This window comes from Ensifer adhaerens (assembly GCF_000697965.2).
Classification (GTDB): Bacteria; Pseudomonadota; Alphaproteobacteria; order Rhizobiales; family Rhizobiaceae; genus Ensifer; species Ensifer adhaerens.
Window position 1 is genome coordinate 3,207,729 of the sequence record NZ_CP015880.1, and the last position, 18,697, is coordinate 3,226,425.

Annotated in this window: 16 protein-coding genes; 5 read left to right on the forward strand and 11 right to left on the reverse strand. The window is 63.1% G+C overall.

Going from position 1 to position 18,697, the window contains the following annotated elements; genetic code table 11:
- Positions 1–24: 24 nt before the first annotated feature.
- From FA04_RS15705 to xylA, 4 genes are all read right to left on the reverse strand, one after another.
- Positions 25–1,392: a GH1 family beta-glucosidase gene (locus FA04_RS15705; RefSeq protein ID WP_034787007.1), complete on the reverse strand. Its 1,368-nt coding sequence runs from the start codon at positions 1,390–1,392 to the stop codon at positions 25–27.
- Positions 1,393–1,538: 146 nt separating this feature from the next.
- On the reverse strand, positions 1,539–2,720 hold the full coding sequence (locus tag FA04_RS15710; RefSeq protein ID WP_034787011.1) for a Gfo/Idh/MocA family protein: 1,182 nt from the start codon (positions 2,718–2,720) through the stop codon (positions 1,539–1,541).
- Between the two features lie 260 nt (positions 2,721–2,980).
- Entirely contained in the window at positions 2,981–4,033 is a 1,053-nt protein-coding gene (locus tag FA04_RS15715) for a sugar phosphate isomerase/epimerase family protein (RefSeq protein ID WP_034787015.1), read from the reverse strand.
- A gap of 326 nt (positions 4,034–4,359) precedes the next feature.
- Entirely contained in the window at positions 4,360–5,670 is a 1,311-nt protein-coding gene (xylA, locus tag FA04_RS15720) for a xylose isomerase (RefSeq protein WP_034787018.1), read from the reverse strand.
- Positions 5,671–5,812: 142 nt separating this feature from the next.
- On the opposite strand from xylA, the gene FA04_RS15725 reads away from it, so the two are divergent.
- On the forward strand, positions 5,813–6,175 hold the full coding sequence (locus FA04_RS15725) for a nuclear transport factor 2 family protein (RefSeq protein ID WP_034787281.1): 363 nt from the start codon (positions 5,813–5,815) through the stop codon (positions 6,173–6,175).
- Between the two features lie 35 nt (positions 6,176–6,210).
- Here the strand turns inward: FA04_RS15725 and xylB are convergent, their stop codons facing one another.
- The 5 genes from xylB to FA04_RS15750 form a co-directional block, all read right to left on the reverse strand.
- A complete protein-coding gene (xylB, locus tag FA04_RS15730) occupies positions 6,211–7,665 on the reverse strand; it encodes a xylulokinase (RefSeq protein WP_034787284.1) in 1,455 nt (484 codons plus the stop codon).
- Positions 7,666–7,715: 50 nt separating this feature from the next.
- Positions 7,716–8,753 (reverse strand): LacI family DNA-binding transcriptional regulator, encoded by a 1,038-nt coding sequence (locus FA04_RS15735; protein ID WP_034787022.1) that lies wholly within the window; start codon positions 8,751–8,753, stop codon positions 7,716–7,718.
- A 145-nt stretch (positions 8,754–8,898) separates the two neighbouring features.
- Positions 8,899–10,014 carry a metallophosphoesterase gene (locus tag FA04_RS15740; RefSeq protein ID WP_034787024.1) on the reverse strand — a complete coding sequence of 372 codons (1,116 nt, stop codon included), beginning with the start codon at positions 10,012–10,014 and terminating at the stop codon, positions 8,899–8,901.
- A gap of 89 nt (positions 10,015–10,103) precedes the next feature.
- Positions 10,104–11,693: a DHA2 family efflux MFS transporter permease subunit gene (locus FA04_RS15745; RefSeq protein ID WP_090427252.1), complete on the reverse strand. Its 1,590-nt coding sequence runs from the start codon at positions 11,691–11,693 to the stop codon at positions 10,104–10,106.
- A 148-nt stretch (positions 11,694–11,841) separates the two neighbouring features.
- Positions 11,842–13,053, reverse strand: a complete 1,212-nt coding sequence (locus tag FA04_RS15750; RefSeq protein WP_034787034.1) for an HlyD family secretion protein — start codon at positions 13,051–13,053, stop codon at positions 11,842–11,844.
- A gap of 191 nt (positions 13,054–13,244) precedes the next feature.
- Here FA04_RS15750 and FA04_RS15755 point away from each other — a divergent pair, with 191 nt between their 5' ends.
- The 3 genes from FA04_RS15755 to FA04_RS15765 all read left to right on the forward strand — a co-directional run bounded on the left by FA04_RS15755 (position 13,245) and on the right by FA04_RS15765 (position 15,786).
- Positions 13,245–13,916: a TetR/AcrR family transcriptional regulator gene (locus FA04_RS15755; RefSeq protein WP_226020723.1), complete on the forward strand. Its 672-nt coding sequence runs from the start codon at positions 13,245–13,247 to the stop codon at positions 13,914–13,916.
- 111 nt (positions 13,917–14,027) lie between these two features.
- Positions 14,028–14,867, forward strand: a complete 840-nt coding sequence (locus tag FA04_RS15760; protein ID WP_034787039.1) for an AraC family transcriptional regulator — start codon at positions 14,028–14,030, stop codon at positions 14,865–14,867.
- 169 nt (positions 14,868–15,036) lie between these two features.
- Complete coding sequence (locus FA04_RS15765; protein WP_034787044.1) at positions 15,037–15,786, forward strand: TerC family protein; 750 nt, start codon at positions 15,037–15,039, stop codon at positions 15,784–15,786.
- A gap of 239 nt (positions 15,787–16,025) precedes the next feature.
- Here the strand turns inward: FA04_RS15765 and FA04_RS15770 are convergent, their stop codons facing one another.
- Both FA04_RS15770 and FA04_RS15775 read right to left on the reverse strand, forming a co-directional pair.
- Positions 16,026–16,406, reverse strand: coding sequence for a VOC family protein (locus FA04_RS15770; RefSeq protein WP_034787050.1), 381 nt, complete (start codon positions 16,404–16,406; stop codon positions 16,026–16,028).
- 226 nt (positions 16,407–16,632) lie between these two features.
- A complete protein-coding gene (locus FA04_RS15775; RefSeq protein WP_034787053.1) occupies positions 16,633–16,980 on the reverse strand; it encodes an ArsR/SmtB family transcription factor in 348 nt (115 codons plus the stop codon).
- Positions 16,981–17,237: 257 nt separating this feature from the next.
- Here FA04_RS15775 and gltX point away from each other — a divergent pair, with 257 nt between their 5' ends.
- Positions 17,238–18,695: a glutamate--tRNA ligase gene (gltX, locus tag FA04_RS15780; RefSeq protein ID WP_034787058.1), complete on the forward strand. Its 1,458-nt coding sequence runs from the start codon at positions 17,238–17,240 to the stop codon at positions 18,693–18,695.
- The last annotated feature ends 2 nt before the right edge of the window (positions 18,696–18,697 follow it).

Genomic DNA, 18,697 nt, shown 5'->3' on the forward strand with positions numbered 1-18,697 from the left:
CGGGTGAGCCCGCCCGCTTGAGCGTCAGATGTGGTTGCCCTTCGGGAACTGTTCGGCCAGAGCCTGGTACCACTCACCGCTCTTCTTGATGGTGCGGACCTGGGTGTCGTAGTCGACATGGACGATGCCGAAACGCATCTTGTAACCTTCGGCCCATTCGAAATTGTCCATCAGGCTCCAGGCGAAATAGCCGCGCATCGGATAACCCTCGGCGATCAGATCCGCCGTCACCGACAAGTGGTCGGCGATATAGTCGAGCCGCGGCTGGTCGTCGACAATGCCGTTCTCGACGCCCATGTTGTAGCAGGCGCCGTTCTCGGTGATGTAGCAGTCGGGCAGCTGGTAGGTCGCGTTCAGCGTCTTGACCAGGCTGCCTAGCGCCGGAGCGTAAACCTCCCAACCGATATCCGTCTTTGTCTGGCTCACCGGCTTGGCATTGATGGTTGCCGGATATTCTGCGCCCTTGGCCGGATCGGCACTGACCCGCATCGGCGTGTAGTAGTTGAGCCCCCACCAGTCGAGCGGCCGGGAGATCGTCTCCATGTCGCCGTCTTCGATCGCGGGCATGCGATGGCCGAGCGCACTCATGAAGCTTTCGGGGTACTCCCCCTTGAAGATCGGGCCGAAGAAGACGCCATTGTGGAAGTCGAAGGCGCGATCGGCGGCTTTCCTGTCGGCCGCGCTGTCGCTGCCCGGGTAGACCGAATGCGCATTGATGACGATGCCCGTAGGCAAGTTCGGCCGCTCGGAGCGGATGGCGTCGACGCCGAGCCCGTGCGCCAGATTGGTAAAGTGCAGCGCATGCAGGGCTGCGTCCATGTTGCGCTCGCCCGGCGCATGGATGCCATAGAGGTGGCTGAGCCACACCGAGCACCAGGGCTCGTTGAAGGTCGCGACCGCATCGAGCCGGTCGCCGAGGCGAGCGATCACGGTCTTGGCGTAGCGCTGGAAGGCATAGGCCGTCGTGCGCGCCGTCCAGCCGCCATCGCCCATCAGCGCCAGCGGCAGGTCCCAATGGTAAAGCGTGGCGAAGGCCTTTATGTTACGCGCCTTCAGGCCGTCGACGAGGCGGTCGTAGAAATCGAGACCCTTTTCGTTGATCGGGCCGGTGCCTTCAGGAATGATCCGCGGCCAGGCAACGGAAAACCGATAGGCATCGACGCCGAGGCTTTTGATCAGGTCCAGATCCTCGTCGAGCCTATTGTAGTGATCGCAGGCGACATCGCCGTTGTGACGCCCGAAGACACGGCCCGGCATGTTCGAAAAGGCATCCCAGATCGACGGCTTGCGCCCGTCAGCTTTGGTCGCGCCTTCGATCTGGAAGGAGGCGGTCGCCACCCCGAATACGAAATCGCCCGGGAAGCGCTCTGCCAGGATCTTGGGATCGGTCATCTCTTTGTCTCGTCTCGTTCCGGCCCCGCTGCCAGCGGGACCTTGGTTTTCGGTTTGTAGCGGGCCGACCTAAATCCATGCCGGCAAATGTCAACTCGCGAAAAAGGGCGGGAAAGCCCCGCCCTTCCGCCGGTATTGGCCTGCGGTTATACCTTTACCCACGCCCCATTTCGTTTGGATGACTGTACGCAGGCGTCGACGAAGACCATGCCCTTCATGCCATCGTCGATGGTCGGGTAAGTGACGGCCGGATCGATCTTCTCGCCCTTGCGCTTGGCAAAGATGGCGCGCGCCGCCTCCGTGTAGATGTTGGCGAAGCCTTCCAGGTAACCTTCCGGATGGCCCGACGGAATACGGCTGACGCGGTTTGCGGCCGCACCCGCCCCGGCGCCGGCGCGAGTGAGCAGGCGCTTCGGCTCACCGAACGGCGTGTACCAGAGATAGTTCGGGTCCTTCTGCGTCCATTCAAGCCCGCCCTTGGTGCCGTAGACGCGCACCATAAGGCCGTTCTCGTGGCCGGGCGCCACCTGGCTGCACCAGAGCAGCCCCTTGGCGCGCTCGCCGTCCTTCGCCTTGAAGCGCATCATCACATGGGCATTGTCGTCGAGCTGGCGGCCGTCAACGAAGCTGTCGAGATCGGCAGCGAGTTCTTCGAGTTCGAGGCCGGAGACGAAGGCGCCGAGATTATAGGCGTGCGTGCCGATATCACCCGTCGAGCCGCCGGCACCCGAGCGCGCCGGATCGGTGCGCCAGGCCGCCTGCTTCTGGCCCGACTGCTCGATGTTTTCGGTGAGCCAGTCTTGCGGGTACTCCATCTGCACCAGCCGCACCGCACCGATCTCGCCATTGGCGACCATCTCGCGCGCCTGCCGTACCATCGGATAGCCGGTGTAATTGTGCGTCAGCACGAACAGCGCATCGCTCTCGTCCGCCGCTTTCTTCAGCTTCTTCGCGTCGCCAAGCGTCGAAGTCAGCGGCTTGTCGCAGATCACGTGGATGCCGCGCTTCAGGAATTCCTTGGCCGCAGCGTAGTGCACATGGTTTGGCGTGACGATCGCCACCGCCTCGATGCCATCCTTCAGCTTCGCTTCGCGGATCGCCATCTGCTTGAAGTCGGAATAGACACGCGACGGATCGAGCCCGAGCTCTCGGCCTGAGCTTTCCGCCTTTTCCGGCGTCGACGACAGCGCGCCGGCCACCAGCTCATAGTGATCGTCGATACGGGCTGCGATGCGATGCACCGCGCCGATGAATGCGCCGGAGCCGCCGCCCACCATGCCGAGCCGGATGCGACGCTCGCGCTTCTCGCTCGTTCCTTCGATTGCCATGATCTTCTCCCCTGTTCGTTCCGTGTTGTTTGTTCGTTTCCTGGCGCAAGGGATGCCCCTCATTCGCCCGCCGGCACCTTCTCCCCGCACGCGGGGAGAAGGGCTCATGCCGCACCCGCTTGCGAAACCGCAGCAACAGCAGCCACGATAACCCGTGGTCAGCGGCAATCCACGTCCCCTCTCCCCGCCTGCGGGAAGAGGGCCAGTCCTCGGGTTAACCCGAGGAGACCGGGCAGTCGCACCCTCAGGTCCTACCTGCCTCAGATCCCCAGCATGCGCCGGTTGGCCGCCTCGTCCGTGCCAGCCCCGGCAAAGTCGTCGAACGCCTTCTCGGTCACGCGGATGATGTGATGCTTGACGAAATCGGCACCCTCGCGTGCCCCATCCTCTGGATGTTTCAGCGCGCATTCCCACTCGACCACCGCCCAGCCGGCGAAATCGTTGGCGGCCATCTTCGAGAACACCGCACCGAAATCCACCTGGCCGTCGCCGGGCGAGCGGAAGCGGCCGGCGCGGTTGACCCAACCCTGGTAGCCGCCGTAGACGCCCTGGCGCCCGGTCGGGTTGAACTCCGCGTCCTTGACGTGGAACATGCGGATGCGGTCCTTGTAGATGTCGATATTGTCGAGATAGTCGAGGCACTGCAGCACGTAGTGCGAAGGGTCGTAGAGCATGCAGGCGCGGGCATGGTTGCCGGTGCGCTCCAGGAACATCTCGTAGGTGATGCCGTCGTGCAGATCCTCGCCCGGATGGATCTCGTAGCAGACGTCGACGCCACAATCCTCGGCATGGTCGAGGATCGGCTTCCAGCGCTTCGCCAGTTCATCGAAGGCGGTCTCGACGAGACCGGCCGGCCGCTGCGGCCAGGGATAGACGAAAGGCCAGGCGAGCGCGCCGGAGAAGCTTGCCATGGCGTTGAGGCCGAGGTTCTTCGAGGCCGTCAGCGCCAGCTTCACCTGTTCCACCGCCCAGGCCTGGCGTGCTTTGGGATTGCCGCGCACCTCGGGTGCTGCAAACCCCTCGAAGGCTTCATCATAGGCCGGATGCACGGCGACGAGCTGACCCTGCAGATGGGTCGAAAGCTCGGTTACCTCGACGCCATTGTCGCGCGCCGTGCCGGCGAACTCGTCGCAATAGGCTTTCGAGGTCGCCGCCTTTTTCAGATCGATCAGCCGCGCGTCCCAGCTCGGCACCTGCACGCCCTTGTAGCCGCAATCGGCCGCCCATTTGGTGATCGCATCCCAGGAATTGAACGGCGCGGCATCGCCGGCGAATTGCGCAAGAAAGAGCCCTGGCCCCTTGATGGTCTTCATGCTGATTTTCCTCCCGATGGAACGGCCGAAATTGGTGTTGGCCTTGTCCTGACAGCCGGCATGAAAGGCGATTGCACGCCTTTGTTTTCTCCCAGAACTGCCGGATCTGAAACGTTGCAGGCGCCGAAGCTAGCAGATTTTCAGCGAGGGGCAACAGCGCACGACCGGATTCCGAAAAGTTTTGTAATCGATTTCATTGCACACGGCATTAGACCAGCCACGGCACGCCCTCGCTGCAGAAATCCGCGACATCAACGATCGCCTCCCGTGCGCGTCGACGAAGAGAAAGGGCGCTTTCGAGGCGCCCTTTCGATATCCATCTCCGCTCAGACGTAGCGGTTGACGACGTTTTCGAGCAGCTCCTGCTTGCCGGACTTCGGCTGCGGGTTGAGGTCCGACTTCAGCACCCAGGCCTCGATCTCTTCCAGCGAGAAGCCGCCGTCGAGCATCTTCTTGGCTTCCGGCACCTGCCAGCCGGCATAGCGGCCTTCGAGCGGTGCGGAGAGCGCCTTGTCCTCGATCATTTTTGCCGCTGCCTTCAGGCCACGCGCGCAGCAATCCATGCCGCCGATATGGCCGATCAGCAGGTCCTCCGGATCGATCGACTGGCGACGCAGCTTGGCGTCGAAGTTCGTGCCGCCGGTCGCAAAGCCGCCGCCGGCAAGAACCTGGTAATAGGCGAGCGCCATTTCCGGCACGTTGTTCGGGAACTGGTCGGTATCCCAGCCGGACTGGTAGTCGTTGCGGTTCATGTCGATCGAGCCGAAGATGCCGAGCGCGTTGGCAAGCGCCAGCTCGTGCTCGAAGGAGTGGCCGGCGAGGATCGCATGGCCCTGCTCGATGTTGACCTTCACCTCGTTTTCCAGGCCGTAGTTCTTGAGGAAGCCGTAGACCGTCGCGACGTCGTAGTCGTACTGGTGCTTGGTCGGTTCCTGCGGCTTCGGCTCGATCAGGATCGCGCCCTTGAAGCCGATCTTGTGCTTGTACTCGACGACGAGGTTGACGAAACGGCCGAGCTGGTCGAGCTCGCGCTTCATGTCGGTATTGAGCAGCGTCTCGTAGCCTTCACGACCGCCCCAGAGTACGTAGTTCTGGCCGCCGAGGCGCTTGGTGGCGTCAAGGCAGGTTTTCACCGTCGCGGCTGCGAACGCGAAGACGTCCGGATCCGGATTGGTCGCCGCACCCGACATGTAGCGCCGGTTGGAGAAGAGGTTCGCCGTGCCCCACAGCAGGTTGACACCGGTCTCGGCCTGCTTCTTTTCGAAGTAGTCGACAATCTCGTTGAGGTTCTTCGTGTTCTCGACGAAGCTTTTGCCTTCCGGGCGCACGTCGGCATCGTGGAAGCAATAGAACGGGACGCCGAGCAGGTCGAAGAATTCGAAGGCGACGTCGGCCTTCAGCTTGGCCGCAGCCATGTCGTCCTTGAACCAGGGACGTTCGAAGGTCTGTCCGCCGAAGGGGTCGCCGCCCGGCCAGACGAAGGTGTGCCAGTAGGCAACCGCGAAGCGCAGGTGATCTTCCATGCGCTTGCCGAGCACGACCTCGTCCTTGTTGTAATGGCGGAAGGCGAGCGGGTTGGCGCTATCCGGTCCTTCATATTTGATCTTGGCGATATCGCCGAAAAAGCCAGTGCTCACGGGTCTTGCTCCTCTTTCAAGAGTGGTGTCGGCCGGCGTCGCCCATGCGATAGGCGCGGCCATTACGTGGAAGGTAATTGGTTTCATTCCCTCGTCCGGCGATACCGGAAGCATCGAAACGCCAAACGAAAGGAACACTTCGATGCACGACTTCAACGCCATCGCCAGAGCCTACATCGCCGCCTGGAACACGACCGACGCCGCAAGCCGCGCCGGCCAGATCGAGAAGGCCTTCACCGCCGACGTCGCCTATCGCGACCCGATCATGCAGGGCGACGGCCATGCCGGCATGGATGCGCTCATTGCCGGCGTGCACGGACAGTTCCCCGGCTTCCGCTTCACGCTGAAGGGTGCCGCCGACGGTTACGCCGACACGATCCGCTTTTCCTGGGCACTCGGTCCGGACGGCGTTCCCTCTGTCATCGAAGGCACCGATGTCTGCCAGATCGAAAATGGTCGGCTGAAGACGGTCACCGGTTTCCTCGACAAGGTTCCGGTCCGCTGAGCACGAGGCGGCGGATCGAGACAGGGGGCGCCGCATCACGACACGGCGCCCTTGATCGCCGGATAGAGCCGGCGGTAGCGCTGGTAGCTCGCCTCATAGGCCGAAACCAGCGACGCCTCCGGCGCAATGGTCTCGGCCGTCTGTGGGGCGTAGCAGGTGACAACGGGATGGGCACCGGTCGCGGCGATCAGGCCGAGGCGGGCCGCCCCGAAGGCAGCGCCGAAATCGCCGTCGGCGGGCAGGTCGACCGGCAGGTTGAGCGCCGTAGCGATCGATTTGAGCCAGTAGCGCGAGCGCGAACCCCCACCGATCGCCGTCACCCGAGAAAGCGTCGTGCCGGCGGCGCGCAAGGCTTCCAGGCTGTCGCGAATGGCGAAGGACACGCCCTCCATCACCGCCTGGGTCAGCACCACCCGGCCGCTCTCATGGCCAAGCCCGACAAAGGCGCCACGGATCGCCGCGTCATTGTGCGGCGTGCGCTCGCCCGACAGATAGGGAAGGAACGTGACGCCCGAAGGCGCCTTCAGATGATCGCCGAGTTCGGCGCTCAGGTCGGCAGCACTGCGGCCGGCGATGCCGGAGTACCAGTTCAACGCATCGGTCGCAGACAGGATCACGCCCATCTGGTGCCAGGTATTCGGCAGCGCGTGGCAGAAGGCATGCACGGCGCTTTCCGGGTTGGGCAAGTAGCTCGCATTCGCCGCGAAGAGAACACCCGAGGTACCGAGCGAGACGAAGGCATTGCCCTCGCCGACCGTGCCCATGCCACAGGCAGAAGCCGCATTGTCGCCTGCACCGCCGGCAACCACGACGTCACCGGAAATGCCCCAGCGCGCGGCCAGTTCCGAACGCAGCTTCCCGGCCGCATCGGTTCCCTCGACCAGACTCGGCATCTGCTTTTCGTCCATGTCGGTGGCGGCAAGCAGGCTTTCCGACCACTGCCGCTTGCCAGTGTCGAGCCAGGCAGTGCCGGCGCTGTCGGACATTTCCGACATGTGCTCGCCGGTCAGCCACAGGCGCAGATAATCCTTCGGCAGCAGCACCCAGCGCACCTTGGCGAAGATGTCGGGCTCGTTGGCCCGCACCCAGGCAAGCTTCGGTGCGGTGAAGCCGGGGAAGACGATGTTGCCGGTGATGGCGCGGAACTGCGGGTCCGCATCGAGCGCTGCCGCCTCTCGGAAGCTGCGGGTGTCGTTCCAGAGGATGCAGGGCCGAAGCACCCGGTCGTCGGCATCAAGCAGCGTCGCACCGTGCATCTGGCCGGAAAGGCCGATACCGCGCACCGCCGAAAGCTCCGCCGGGTGTGCCGCCTTCAGCCCGGCAATTGCCTCTTCGGTGGCGCGCACCCAATCGGCCGGGTCCTGTTCCGACCAGCCGGGATGCGGCCGCGAGACGTCGAGCGCGCCGGAGGCCGAACCGACGATGCGCTGGCCGCCATCGATCAACATTGCCTTGACGCCCGAAGTGCCGAGATCCAGTCCGAGATACATGCTTGCCTCCATTGAGCAATTCTTCGAAAGAACTGCGTAAATTCAAAGCGCTACGCCGGATCGACCGGCAGGTTGTCCTTCAGGAAAATTTCGATGCGGATGCGCTCCTGCGCCCCGATCACCGAAAGGCCGTCGGCGCGGGCCTTCAGCACCCGGATGGCGCTGCGCACCTCATGGCCGCCGTCCTGATTGAGGAGAGCGTCGAGCGTGCCGGAAAGAAGTGCCGCGCGGCTGTGCGGCGTCAGTTCATGGGCGATGGCGCAGACAGCCTTTTCGCGACCGGCCTTTTCCAGTGCCGCGATCAGGCCACGATTGCCGGCGCCGAGACTGTAGATGCCGGCAAGCTCCGGTTGATCGGCGAGAAGGTTGGAGACGAGGCGATCGACCTCGGCCGGATCGTCATGGCCTTCGACGACGGGCAGCAGCCGGCGGCCAGGCGCACTTTCTGCCATGGCCGCGCCAAAACCTTCGAGACGGTCGCGATGGTCGCGCACCAGCATCGAGCCGGCTACGATCGCCACCGGGCCGTTTCGGCCACCGAGGAAACGTCCCATCAGGGTGCCGGCGGTCCGGCCGGCGGCAACGTTGTCGACACCGGCGAAATGATCGCGCGACGATCCCGGCAGGTCGGAAACCAACGTCACGACGGCGACGCCGTCTTCACGCAGCGCATCTACCGCACTGACGACCTCGGGCGCATCGATCGCAACGACCGCGACGCCGGCCGGGTCAAGCGCCCGCGCTTTATGAAGGGCTGCAGCCAACGCTTCCGGGTCGAAGGCCGGCACGGAAAAGACCGTGATCGCCGTGCGCTCGACTGCCGAGCGCGCCTTCGCCGCCTCCACCTCGGCCGCAAGGCCGCGCATGAAGGTGTTGTCGCCCTCCGGCAGGATGAAGACCAGCGGGTAGATCCGGCTCTTGGCGAGGTTGGCGGCGGCGACGTCGCGCACATAGCCGAGCGCTTCGATGGCGCGCTCGACCTTGTCGCGGGTGACACCACGCACGCCCGGCCGGTTGTTCAGAACCCGGTCGACGGTCGCGAGGCTGACCCCGGCTCTAGCAGCGATATCGTGAACTGTCGGGCGCATGTTTTCCTCCGGGTTCTGCCTTTAGAGGAATTTCTGATGTACGTAAATCAAAAATCCGCAAGACGTGAAAAACGGAGCGCCGCACGGCTGTCCGGAGACAGGGGATTCGACACCTTAAATATTTGATTCAGATAGAGTTTTCGACCTAGGAAAGGCGCTTGCTGAAGGTATCGGTAAAGACAACCTCGCCATGGCTCTGTCCAGCCTCCGCCAGCGCCACGTCCATGAAGCCATCGGTAACGCGCACGACGCCAAAGCCGCCCATGTAAGCGGCCTTCGGCTTGATGAGATCGAGCCCGCCCTGCCGGTAGATCATTGCGGTTTCGTGCTGATGCCCGTGGAACAGGCCTATGACGTTGCTGCCTTTGACGGTGTCGAGCAGCGCCTGGCGCTGAGGGATGCTCCACCAATGCGGAGCGCCGTCGCCTTCGTCGTCGAAAGTCCTGGCCTTCGCATCCCAGACCTCCGTCGAAAAGGCGTCCCAGCCGTAGTGCTGGAAGAGGATCACCGGCCGGCCGTCGGCGGCATAGGACGCCAGATCCTGTTTCAGCCAGGGCAGCGCATTGACCGCACCCTTGGTCTCGTCGCCGCCGAAGCGCTGCAACTGCACCAGATGCAGCCCGCCCCAGTCCCAGGAATAGCAATCCGACAGCGGATCGTAGTTGGTGACCGGCACCGGAGGCTTGTAGAACACCGACTGGCGGTGGTTGAACTCAACATAGTCGCGCAGTTCGCGGCGATACCAGTCGACATGCGGCGGGGGCCCATCCTGGTCGAGGTCGTGGTTGCCGAGGCCGACATAGACGGGCATGTGGACGTGGTCGGGTCCCGCCCCTTCCTGGTAGCGACTTGAAAATTGCTGCAACTGCCGCCCCTCGCGCGGCTGGCGCACCTGGCCGCCGCCGTCATCGGTGAGATCGCCGCCGAGCACCAGGCCGAGCGGCTTGCCGATCTCTCGCCCGGCGCTTGCAAGCCCGCTCGGCTTGCCGGCAACCGTCTCCGGCCAGCGCATGGCGTGCACGGCATTCAGCGCCGCGACGTGGCGCAGCAGATTTGCGTCCGTCTTGCCTTCGGCCGCGCAGTTGGGAGCAAGCCCTTCGATTGAAACGAGGCAGGCATGGATATCGTTGGAAAACAGGAATGTCGCGTCGATGGCCGGGACTGCGGCGCGGCTTCGGGAGGCAGCAAGCGCTGCCCCGAGACCGGCAAGGCCCGCAACGAATGATCGCCTGGATATGCCGTCAGAACCCGATCGCCGCATGCCGCTCCCCCTCTCACACTTGGGACAGAAGTGTGCCGCAAGGCTCGGCTCGCGTAAACCGAGAGTCGCGTCCTGCTTAAGAGGGGGAGCTAGTGACCGCCGCCGCTAGGGCCGACGCCCTCGGGCTTCTTGATCATCATGACGCCGAGGATCAGCGACAGGAACAGCACCGTCAGCAGCATGAAAATGTCGCCGAAGGACAGGATGATCGCCTGCTTCTGCGCCATGCCCGCAAGCTGCTTGATCGCGATCGTCGTGCCGTCGAGACCATGAGCGTTGAAGTTGGCGGCCATGTTGTTGAAGCGTTCCATGGCTTCCGGGTTACCCCACTGGATATGCTCGGCAAGGCGGGCATAGTGGAAGTCCTGGCGCTGGGTCAGGATCGTGTTGATAACCGCAAGCCCCACCGCGCCGCCGAGGTTACGGGTCAGGTTGAACAGGCCCGAGGCGCCGCGCATGCGCGCCGGCGGCATGGTGCCGAGCGCGATGTTGTTGATCGGCACCATGCACAGCATCAGCCCGACGCCGCGCAGGATCTGCGGGATGAACAGCTCGTAGAAGTCCCAGTCGGCCGTCAGGTGCCCCATGATCCAGGTGCCGCTGGCAAAGCTGGTGAAGCCGATCGTCATCAGCACGCGCGGATCGAGCTTACCCGAGAGAATACCCGCAACCGGCGCCGTGAAGAACATGGCGAGGCCCGAGACGAACATGGTCTCGCCGATCATCAGCGAGTCGTAGCCGCGGATACGGCCGAGATAGAGCGGATAGAGATAAGTGAGACCATAAAGGCCGATGCCCATGACGAAGGAGAACATCGAGCCGAAGGCGAAGTTTCGGTTGGCAAAGGCCCTGAGGTCGACGACCGGGAACTCCACCTTGAAGGCGCGGTAGAAGAACACGATGGCGGCAATCGCCGAAGCGACGGCACCGATGACAATGTGCTCGTCGTTGAACCAGTCGTTGGTGTTGCCCTCTTCCAGCACGTATTCGAGCGCGCCGAGGAAGATCGCCATCGAGGCGAGACCCCACCAGTCGAACTTCTTGAGCAGGCCAAGCTCCGGCTTGTCGAAGTCGATGAAGGTCCAGGTGAGCGTCGCAACGATGATGCCGGGAATGACGTTGACGAGGAACAGCCAGTGCCAGGAGAAGGCGTGGCTAAGATAGCCGCCGACCGTCGGACCGATGGTCGGGGCAAGCGTGGCGATCAGGCCGATGATCGGCGAGACGATGTTGCGCTTCGACGGCGGGAAGATGGTGAAGGCGGCCGCAAAGACCGACGGGATCATGCCGCCGCCGATGAAGCCCTGGATCGCGCGATAGACGATCATCTGGTCGATGTTCGTCGCGGTCGCGGCAAGCGCGCTTGCCGCGGTGAAGCCCGCCGCCGAAACCGAGAACAGCACACGCGTCGAGACGATGCGCGCCAGCGTGCCCGAGAGCGGGATCATGATGACTTCGGCAATGAGATAGGAGGTCTGCACCCAGCCGATCTCGTCGGAACCGGCCGAAAGGCCGGCCTGGATCTCGGCAAGCGAGGCCGAGACGATCTGGATGTCGAGGATGGCCATGAACATGCCGACGACCATGGCGAAGAAGGCGATCAGCCTCTTCGGGTCCATATGTTCCTCGACCTTCGGTGCGGCGGCCGCCACCGAGCCTGCTGTTGCCGTTGCGGCCATCTCAGCCACTCCTTGCATGGGCGCGCTTGGGCGCCAGCGTTCTGGACATGCGCGTTTCGCCGCGCCGGCGTTCCGGACTTCACCGCGCTCCGTAGCGCCGGGGTCTCGACAAAAGGCGCGCCCAAGGGCGCGCCGGCATTTCGTCCGCTTACTTGGTCGCGGCAACCTTGGTCTGATCCGGCGCTGTGCGCGTGTCGACGTCGACGACAACGCTCAAGCCCGCACGCAGGTGACCTTCAGCCAGCACGTCGGCCGGCAGGGTGATGCGCACCGGCACGCGCTGGATCACCTTGGTGAAGTTGCCGGTGGCGTTTTCCGCCGGCAGCAGCGAGAAGACCGAGCCGGAGGCCGGGGAGATCGAGGCGACAGTGCCTTCGATCGCATGATCCTCATAGGCGTCGACATGCACCTTCACCTTGGAGCCCGGCACCAGATGGGCGATCTGGGTCTCCTTGAAGTTGGCGTCGATATAGAGCTGGTCGACCGGAACCAGGGCGGCAAGCCGCTGGCCGGCCGACACGAGGTCGCCGACCTGCACCGCGACGTTGCCGACGATGCCGTCATAGGGCGCCTTCAGCACGGTGAAGCCGAGGTCGCGGTTGGCCTTGTCGCGCGCAAGCTCCAGCGAACGGATCTCGCTTTCGGCTTCCGTGCGCTGCGCTTCGAGAACGGTGATGCTGGCGTTGGCAGCGGCGATGTTGGCATCGGCACCGGCAAGGTTTGCCCGTGCCTGGTCGAGCGCCACATCGGCGTTATCGAGCGAAGCGACGGTGCCAACGGCCTTGGACTGGAGGTCGCTCGCGCGCTTCTGCGCGAGTTCGGCGCCGCGCACCGTCGCTTCGAGAGCCTTCTTCTGCGCTTCGGTCTGGGCAAGGCTCGCCTTGGCGCCGGCGATCTGCGCATCGAAGCGGCTGAGCGCAAGCTTCTGGGTGGCAATCTTCGCCTCGGCCTGCTCGGCGGCGATGCGGTAGTCGCCGTCATCGAGCGTGACCAGCGGGTCGCCGGCCTTCACCTTCTGGTTGGCGACGGCGTCGACCTTGGCGACATAACCGGAAACCTTCGGCGAAATCGTCGCGATGTCGCCTTCGATATAGGCGTCATCGGTCGAGATCATGAAGCGGCCATTGGTCCACCAGTCGTAGCCATACCAGGCACCAGCAGCCAGAAGCGCCAGGCCGAGTACGGGAAGGATGGGCTTGCGCGCCTTCTTCTGCGGCGCGGCGGCTTCCTTTGCCGGAGCCGGCGCGACCGCCTGCTCCGCAGCGGGCGCCTTCGCCTCAAGCGCGGTTTCCTGCTGCACTTCGAAAGTCTCGTCGACGGGACGGACGCGGGCAGCGCTGGACGTGTTGGATGCGGACATTGGGCACCGGCCTGGTTAAGGATTGCTGAACGAACTGAACCGTTCGGTTCGATTGGAACTTGACATAGGCCCTTTCTGGTCGCATATCAAGAGGAAATCGAACCGCGTGGTTCGATGACTTAAATTTAATATGAGCAGGGCGGAAACAAGCGACCATCATGAGCGAGGCAAAGAACGGAACCCAGGACGTCATGCAGCCGGCAGCCGGCATGGATGAGGATCTCTGTTCGGGTGGCGGCCGTCACGCCGCCGGCGAGGATCCAGCCAAGCGTGAACAGATCCTCGAAGGCGCGCGACGCGCGTTCCTGAGCCAAGGTTTCGATGCCGCCAGCATGAACGACATCACCCGCGAGGCGGGCGTCTCCAAGGGCACGCTCTACGTCTATTTCGAGAACAAGGAAGACTTGTTCAAGGCGCTGATCATCAAGGGCAAGACCCGGGTGGTCCAGACCGCCAAGCACGCGCTCAACGATCACGACGACGTCGAAGAATCACTCTACGATTTCGGCGTGACGCTGACGACGAGCATGACGGCGGAAGAGACGATCCGCTCCATGCGCATGGTGATCGGGGTGATCGACCGCATGCCGCATCTGGCCGAGCGCTTCTTCAGCGAAGCACCGGAGAACGGCTACACTGTGCTCAAGGCCTATCTCGACCGGCAGGTCCCGACCGGCGTGCTCGACATCGACAACACAGAAATGGCCGCCCGCCAGTTTATCGAGATGGCCCAAGCCGGCCTCTTCAAGCACCGGCTTTTCGGCGGCATGTGTTCGGCACCGCCGAAAGAACAGATCGAGGCGACGGTGACCGCCGCCGTCCGCGTCTTCATGTCCGCCTACGGTCCGAAGAAGAAGAAATAGGCGGACTGACGCCGAACCTCCTTCAGCCCTCCTGCGTTTCAATCGAGCAATTTCGATCAAGCGCGCCTTCAGCCGAGCCCCTATCAAAAGGGCGTTGCCAGGGGAGTGAAGATGAGTGCCATCGGACGGGCGGTCTGGTTCATCGAGAGCCATTTCGCAAAAGAGATATCGCTGGATGAAATCGCCGGGGCCGCGGGCCTTTCGCGCTTCCATCTTTCGCGCGTTTTCGGGCTGGTCACCGGCCGCTCGATCACCGCCTATATCCGCGGACGGCGTCTCAGCGATGCCGCCAGCGCGCTTGCCGATGGCTCCATCAGCATTCTCTCGGTGGCACTCGATGCGGGTTACAGCTCGCACGAGGCTTTCACCCGTGCCTTTCGCGACCAGTTCGGCGTGACACCCGAAACGGTTCGCAAGCAAAGGCACATTCGAAACATCGAGCTGATGGAGCCTTTAAGAATGGACGATACCCGCCTTCTCAAGATCGACCCGCCCCGCTTCGAAGACAGCCCGCCATTGCTTCTGGCGGGCCTTTCGGAAACCTACACCTACGGCCGCACCGAAGGCATCCCGTCGCTCTGGCAACGGTTCAATCGCCATTTCGGCGCGATACCCGGACAGAGAGGCGACATCGCCTACGGTGTGTGCACCGACAGCAACGGCGAGGCTGGCACCTTCCGCTACATGGCGGCAGCCGAAATCAGTGACGCCGACGACCTGGCGGAAGGCTTTTCGACGCTACGGCTGCCGAAGCAGCGCTACGCCGTCTTTCTGCATCGCGGGCACATCTCCGCGATCGCCAAAACCGCCGACTACGTCTTCGGCACATGGCTGCCCGAATCCGGACTGCAGCATGGAGAAACGCCCGACCTCATCGAACGCTATGATGCGCGCTTTGACCCGCATTCGGGCATGGGCGTGGTCGAAATGTGGATTCCTGTCAAATCGTAAACGGTAAAGCGCCGCTGCAATCGGGCAGCGGCGCTTGTCTCTTCCGCAATGTTTCTTAAATACTTTCGGCGATTCTTGCGCGTCGACGCGCCATCCCCCACAGCGCCGCGCGTCCATCGGACGCGCGGCGCTGTGGAACTTATGAAGTGCTGAAAGAGAAAGATCGCCGATGCAGGATATCCTGTTGCTTGCTCAAGACCCCGCCGCCTGGGTCGCCCTCGTCACCCTGGTCGTCATGGAGGTGGTTCTCGGCATCGACAACCTGATCTTCATCTCGATCCTCACCAACAAGCTGCCTGTCGAGCATCGCGAAAAGGCCCGGCGCATCGGTATCGCCCTTGCCCTCGTCATGCGCCTTGCGCTGCTCGGCACGGTTGCCTGGATCGTCAAGCTGACGACGCCGGTGTTCGAGGCCTTCGGCCACGGCTTCTCCTGGAAGGACATGATCCTCATTGCCGGCGGCCTGTTCCTCGTCTGGAAGGCGACCAAGGAAATCCACCACAATGTCGATCCGGCCGATCACGGCGAGGACTTCATCGCCTCCTCGGCGATCAACAGCTTCGGCGCCGCGATCGCCCAGATCCTTTTGCTCGACCTCGTCTTCTCCGTCGACAGCATCATCACCGCCGTCGGCATGACACCGCACCTGCCGATCATGGTCATCGCCGTCATCGCCGCCGTCACGGTCATGCTCGTTGCAGCCAACCCGCTCGCCAACTTCATCGAGAAGAACCCGACGATCGTCATGCTGGCGCTCGCCTTCCTGCTGATGATCGGCACGACACTGATCGCCGAAGGCATGGGCCTGCATGTGCCGAAGGGTTACATCTACGCCGCCATGGCCTTCTCGGCGCTCGTCGAAATCCTCAACATGGTCGCGCGCAATGCGCGCCTGAGGAAGGCCGGAAAGCTCGACTGACGCGCCGGGCCGAAAACAATCCCGTCATGAGAAGGGCCCGCATCCAAGATGCGGGCCTTCTGCTTGCGGGAGTTCTGGAAGACGCGGAGGCTGGCTGACCGGCCGTCAACCGCGAGCCATCGGCGGCAAGACAAACGGGGTCGTTTCCTCTTTCCGCCAAGCTTGCCGGGGCCAGTCCCCACGCCTTCTGGTTGGACAACGCATCTCCTCAGGAAACGTTCCGATCCGGTTTCAGCCGCTCAAACATCCGGGCGATGGCCGACCTCGACCAGAATGTTGCCGGGTATCACTACGTAGAAAACATAGGCGCCGTGCCGATCGGCAGGCGGGATCACCTGGGCGCCGGATCCAAGCACCCGCTGATAGGCATCGTCGACGTCGGCCCGCACCGGCAGCAAAAAGCCTATGTGGTAGGTCTGGGTCCCGAGGCTGACCTGGTCGCCGCCGCCGAGCGCAGTGATCGGCGGGCTGACGACGAGCACCAGGCCGGAACCGTCCGTCAGGCGGAAAAAGGCATCCTTGCCGCGTTTTTCGACCAGCGTCAGGCCGAAATGATCGATGAGGAAGGACGCCGTTTCGGCAACGACAGGGCTATAGAGGTCGATATGGTTCAGTCGCATGTTTACAGTCTCCGTGTTCGAGAAACGCGGCGGACTGCGTCGATTGCATACACCCCGCCGCGGACCGATGCGATTGCATCGGAACCACGTCGCGGGTTCGAACGGGACGTTCGAGCAGAGCTTCGTTTAGAAAACCGAAGGGACCGGGCTTACCATATCCGGTCCTGCCTTTTTCGACGTCCCCTGCTTAGCGCAGAACGGCCAAGGACGGAAGACGGGCCGGCGATCAGTTCTTGCCGGCACCGGGGTCGACATGCTGGAGTTCCTGCAGATAGGCGTCGAGACGGTCGAACTTCTGCTCCCAGAAGCGACGATAGCCGTCGAGCCAGCTGTTGACGTCCTTCAGCGGGGCGGCTTCAAGCTTGCATGGTCGCCACTGCGCTTCGCGGCCACGGCTGATCAGCCCGGCGCGCTCGAGAACCTTGAGATGCTTGGAGACTGCCGGCAGGCTCATTTCGAAGGGCTCCGCCAGCTCGCCGACCGAGGCCTCTCCAAGTGCGAGGCGGGCGAGAATGGCCCTTCGCGTTGGATCGGCCAGAGCTGAGAGCGTCGTCGACAAGCGATCTTCCGGCATTTTCTAAAAAACCTTTCAGTTAAATAACCTTTCGGTTCATTAACGCCCGCAGGCGGCAGTGTCAACAAAAACCGGCGTGATCGGGTTTCCGTTGACATGATCGGCGTTCTATGGTCTCACGCGAGCCTATTGGAATAGCCTGCCGATACCGTTGTTGCGGCACCCTTGCGGGCCTTTCCTTCCCATAAAATGCGCGCCCCCGGCGGCCGGTTTCTTCTCCGGCAAGGGGCGAAAAGCACGTCAGACGGGCAAAGACCATGGCAAATTCAGCAGTCCGGGTACGCATCGCACCCTCCCCCACCGGCGAGCCGCATGTCGGCACCGCCTACATCGCTCTGTTCAACTACCTCTTCGCAAAGAAGCACGGCGGCGAGTTCATCCTGCGCATCGAAGACACCGATGCCACCCGCTCGACGCCCGAGTTCGAACAGAAGGTGCTGGACGCGCTGAAATGGTGCGGGCTCGAATGGTCGGAAGGTCCTGATGTCGGTGGTCCCTATGGTCCCTACCGCCAGAGCGACCGCAAGGACATGTACCGCCCCTACGTCGAGAAGATCGTCGAGAATGGTCACGGCTTCCGCTGCTTCTGCACGCCCGAGCGGCTCGAGCAGATGCGCGAGAGCCAGCGCGCCGCCGGCAAGCCGTCGAAGTATGACGGCCTGTGTCTCCACCTGTCCGCCGAAGAAGTGACCTCGCGCGTTGCCGCCGGCGAGCCGCATGTCGTGCGCATGAAGATCCCGACCGAGGGCTCGTGCAAGTTTACCGACGGCGTCTATGGCGACGTGGAAATTCCGTGGGATGCCGTCGACATGCAGGTCCTCTTGAAGGCCGACGGCATGCCGACCTACCACATGGCCAACGTCGTCGACGACCACCTGATGAAGATCACCCACGTCGCCCGCGGCGAGGAGTGGCTGGCCTCCGTGCCAAAGCACATCCTGATCTACCGCTATCTCGGCCTCGAGCCGCCGGTCTTCATGCACCTGTCGCTAATGCGCAATGCCGACAAGTCGAAGCTGTCGAAGCGCAAGAACCCGACGTCGATCTCGTACTACACGGCGCTTGGCTATCTGCCGGAAGCGCTGATGAACTTCCTCGGCCTGTTCTTCATCCAGATCGCCGAAGGCGAGGAGTTGCTGACGATCGAGGAACTGGCTGCAAAGTTCGACTCGGAGAACCTCTCCAAGGCCGGCGCGATCTTCGACATCCAGAAGCTCGACTGGCTGAACGCCCGCTGGATCCGCGAGAAGCTTTCGGAAGAAGAATTCGCCGCCCGCGTCCTTGCCTGGGCCATGGAAAACGACCGCCTGAAACAGGGCCTGAAGCTCAGCCAGTCGCGCATTTCGAAGCTCGGCGAACTGCCTGATCTCGCAAGCTTCCTTTTGAAGTCCGACCTCGGCCTCAAGCCCGAAGCCTTCGCCGGCGTCAAGTCGACGCCCGAAGAACTGCTCGAGATCCTCAACACCGTTCAGCCGGACCTTGAAAAGATCCTCGAATGGAACAAGGAATCGATCGAAGCCGAACTGCGCGCGGTCGCCGAGCGCATGGGCAAGAAGCTGAAGGTGATCCTGGCGCCGCTCTTCGTGTCTGTATCCGGCTCGCAGCGCTCGCTGCCGCTGTTCGACAGCATGGAAATCCTCGGCCGCGCCGTGGTCCGCCAGCGTCTCAAGGTCGCGTCCCAGGTGGTCGCCTCCATGGTCGGCAGCGGAAAGTAAGG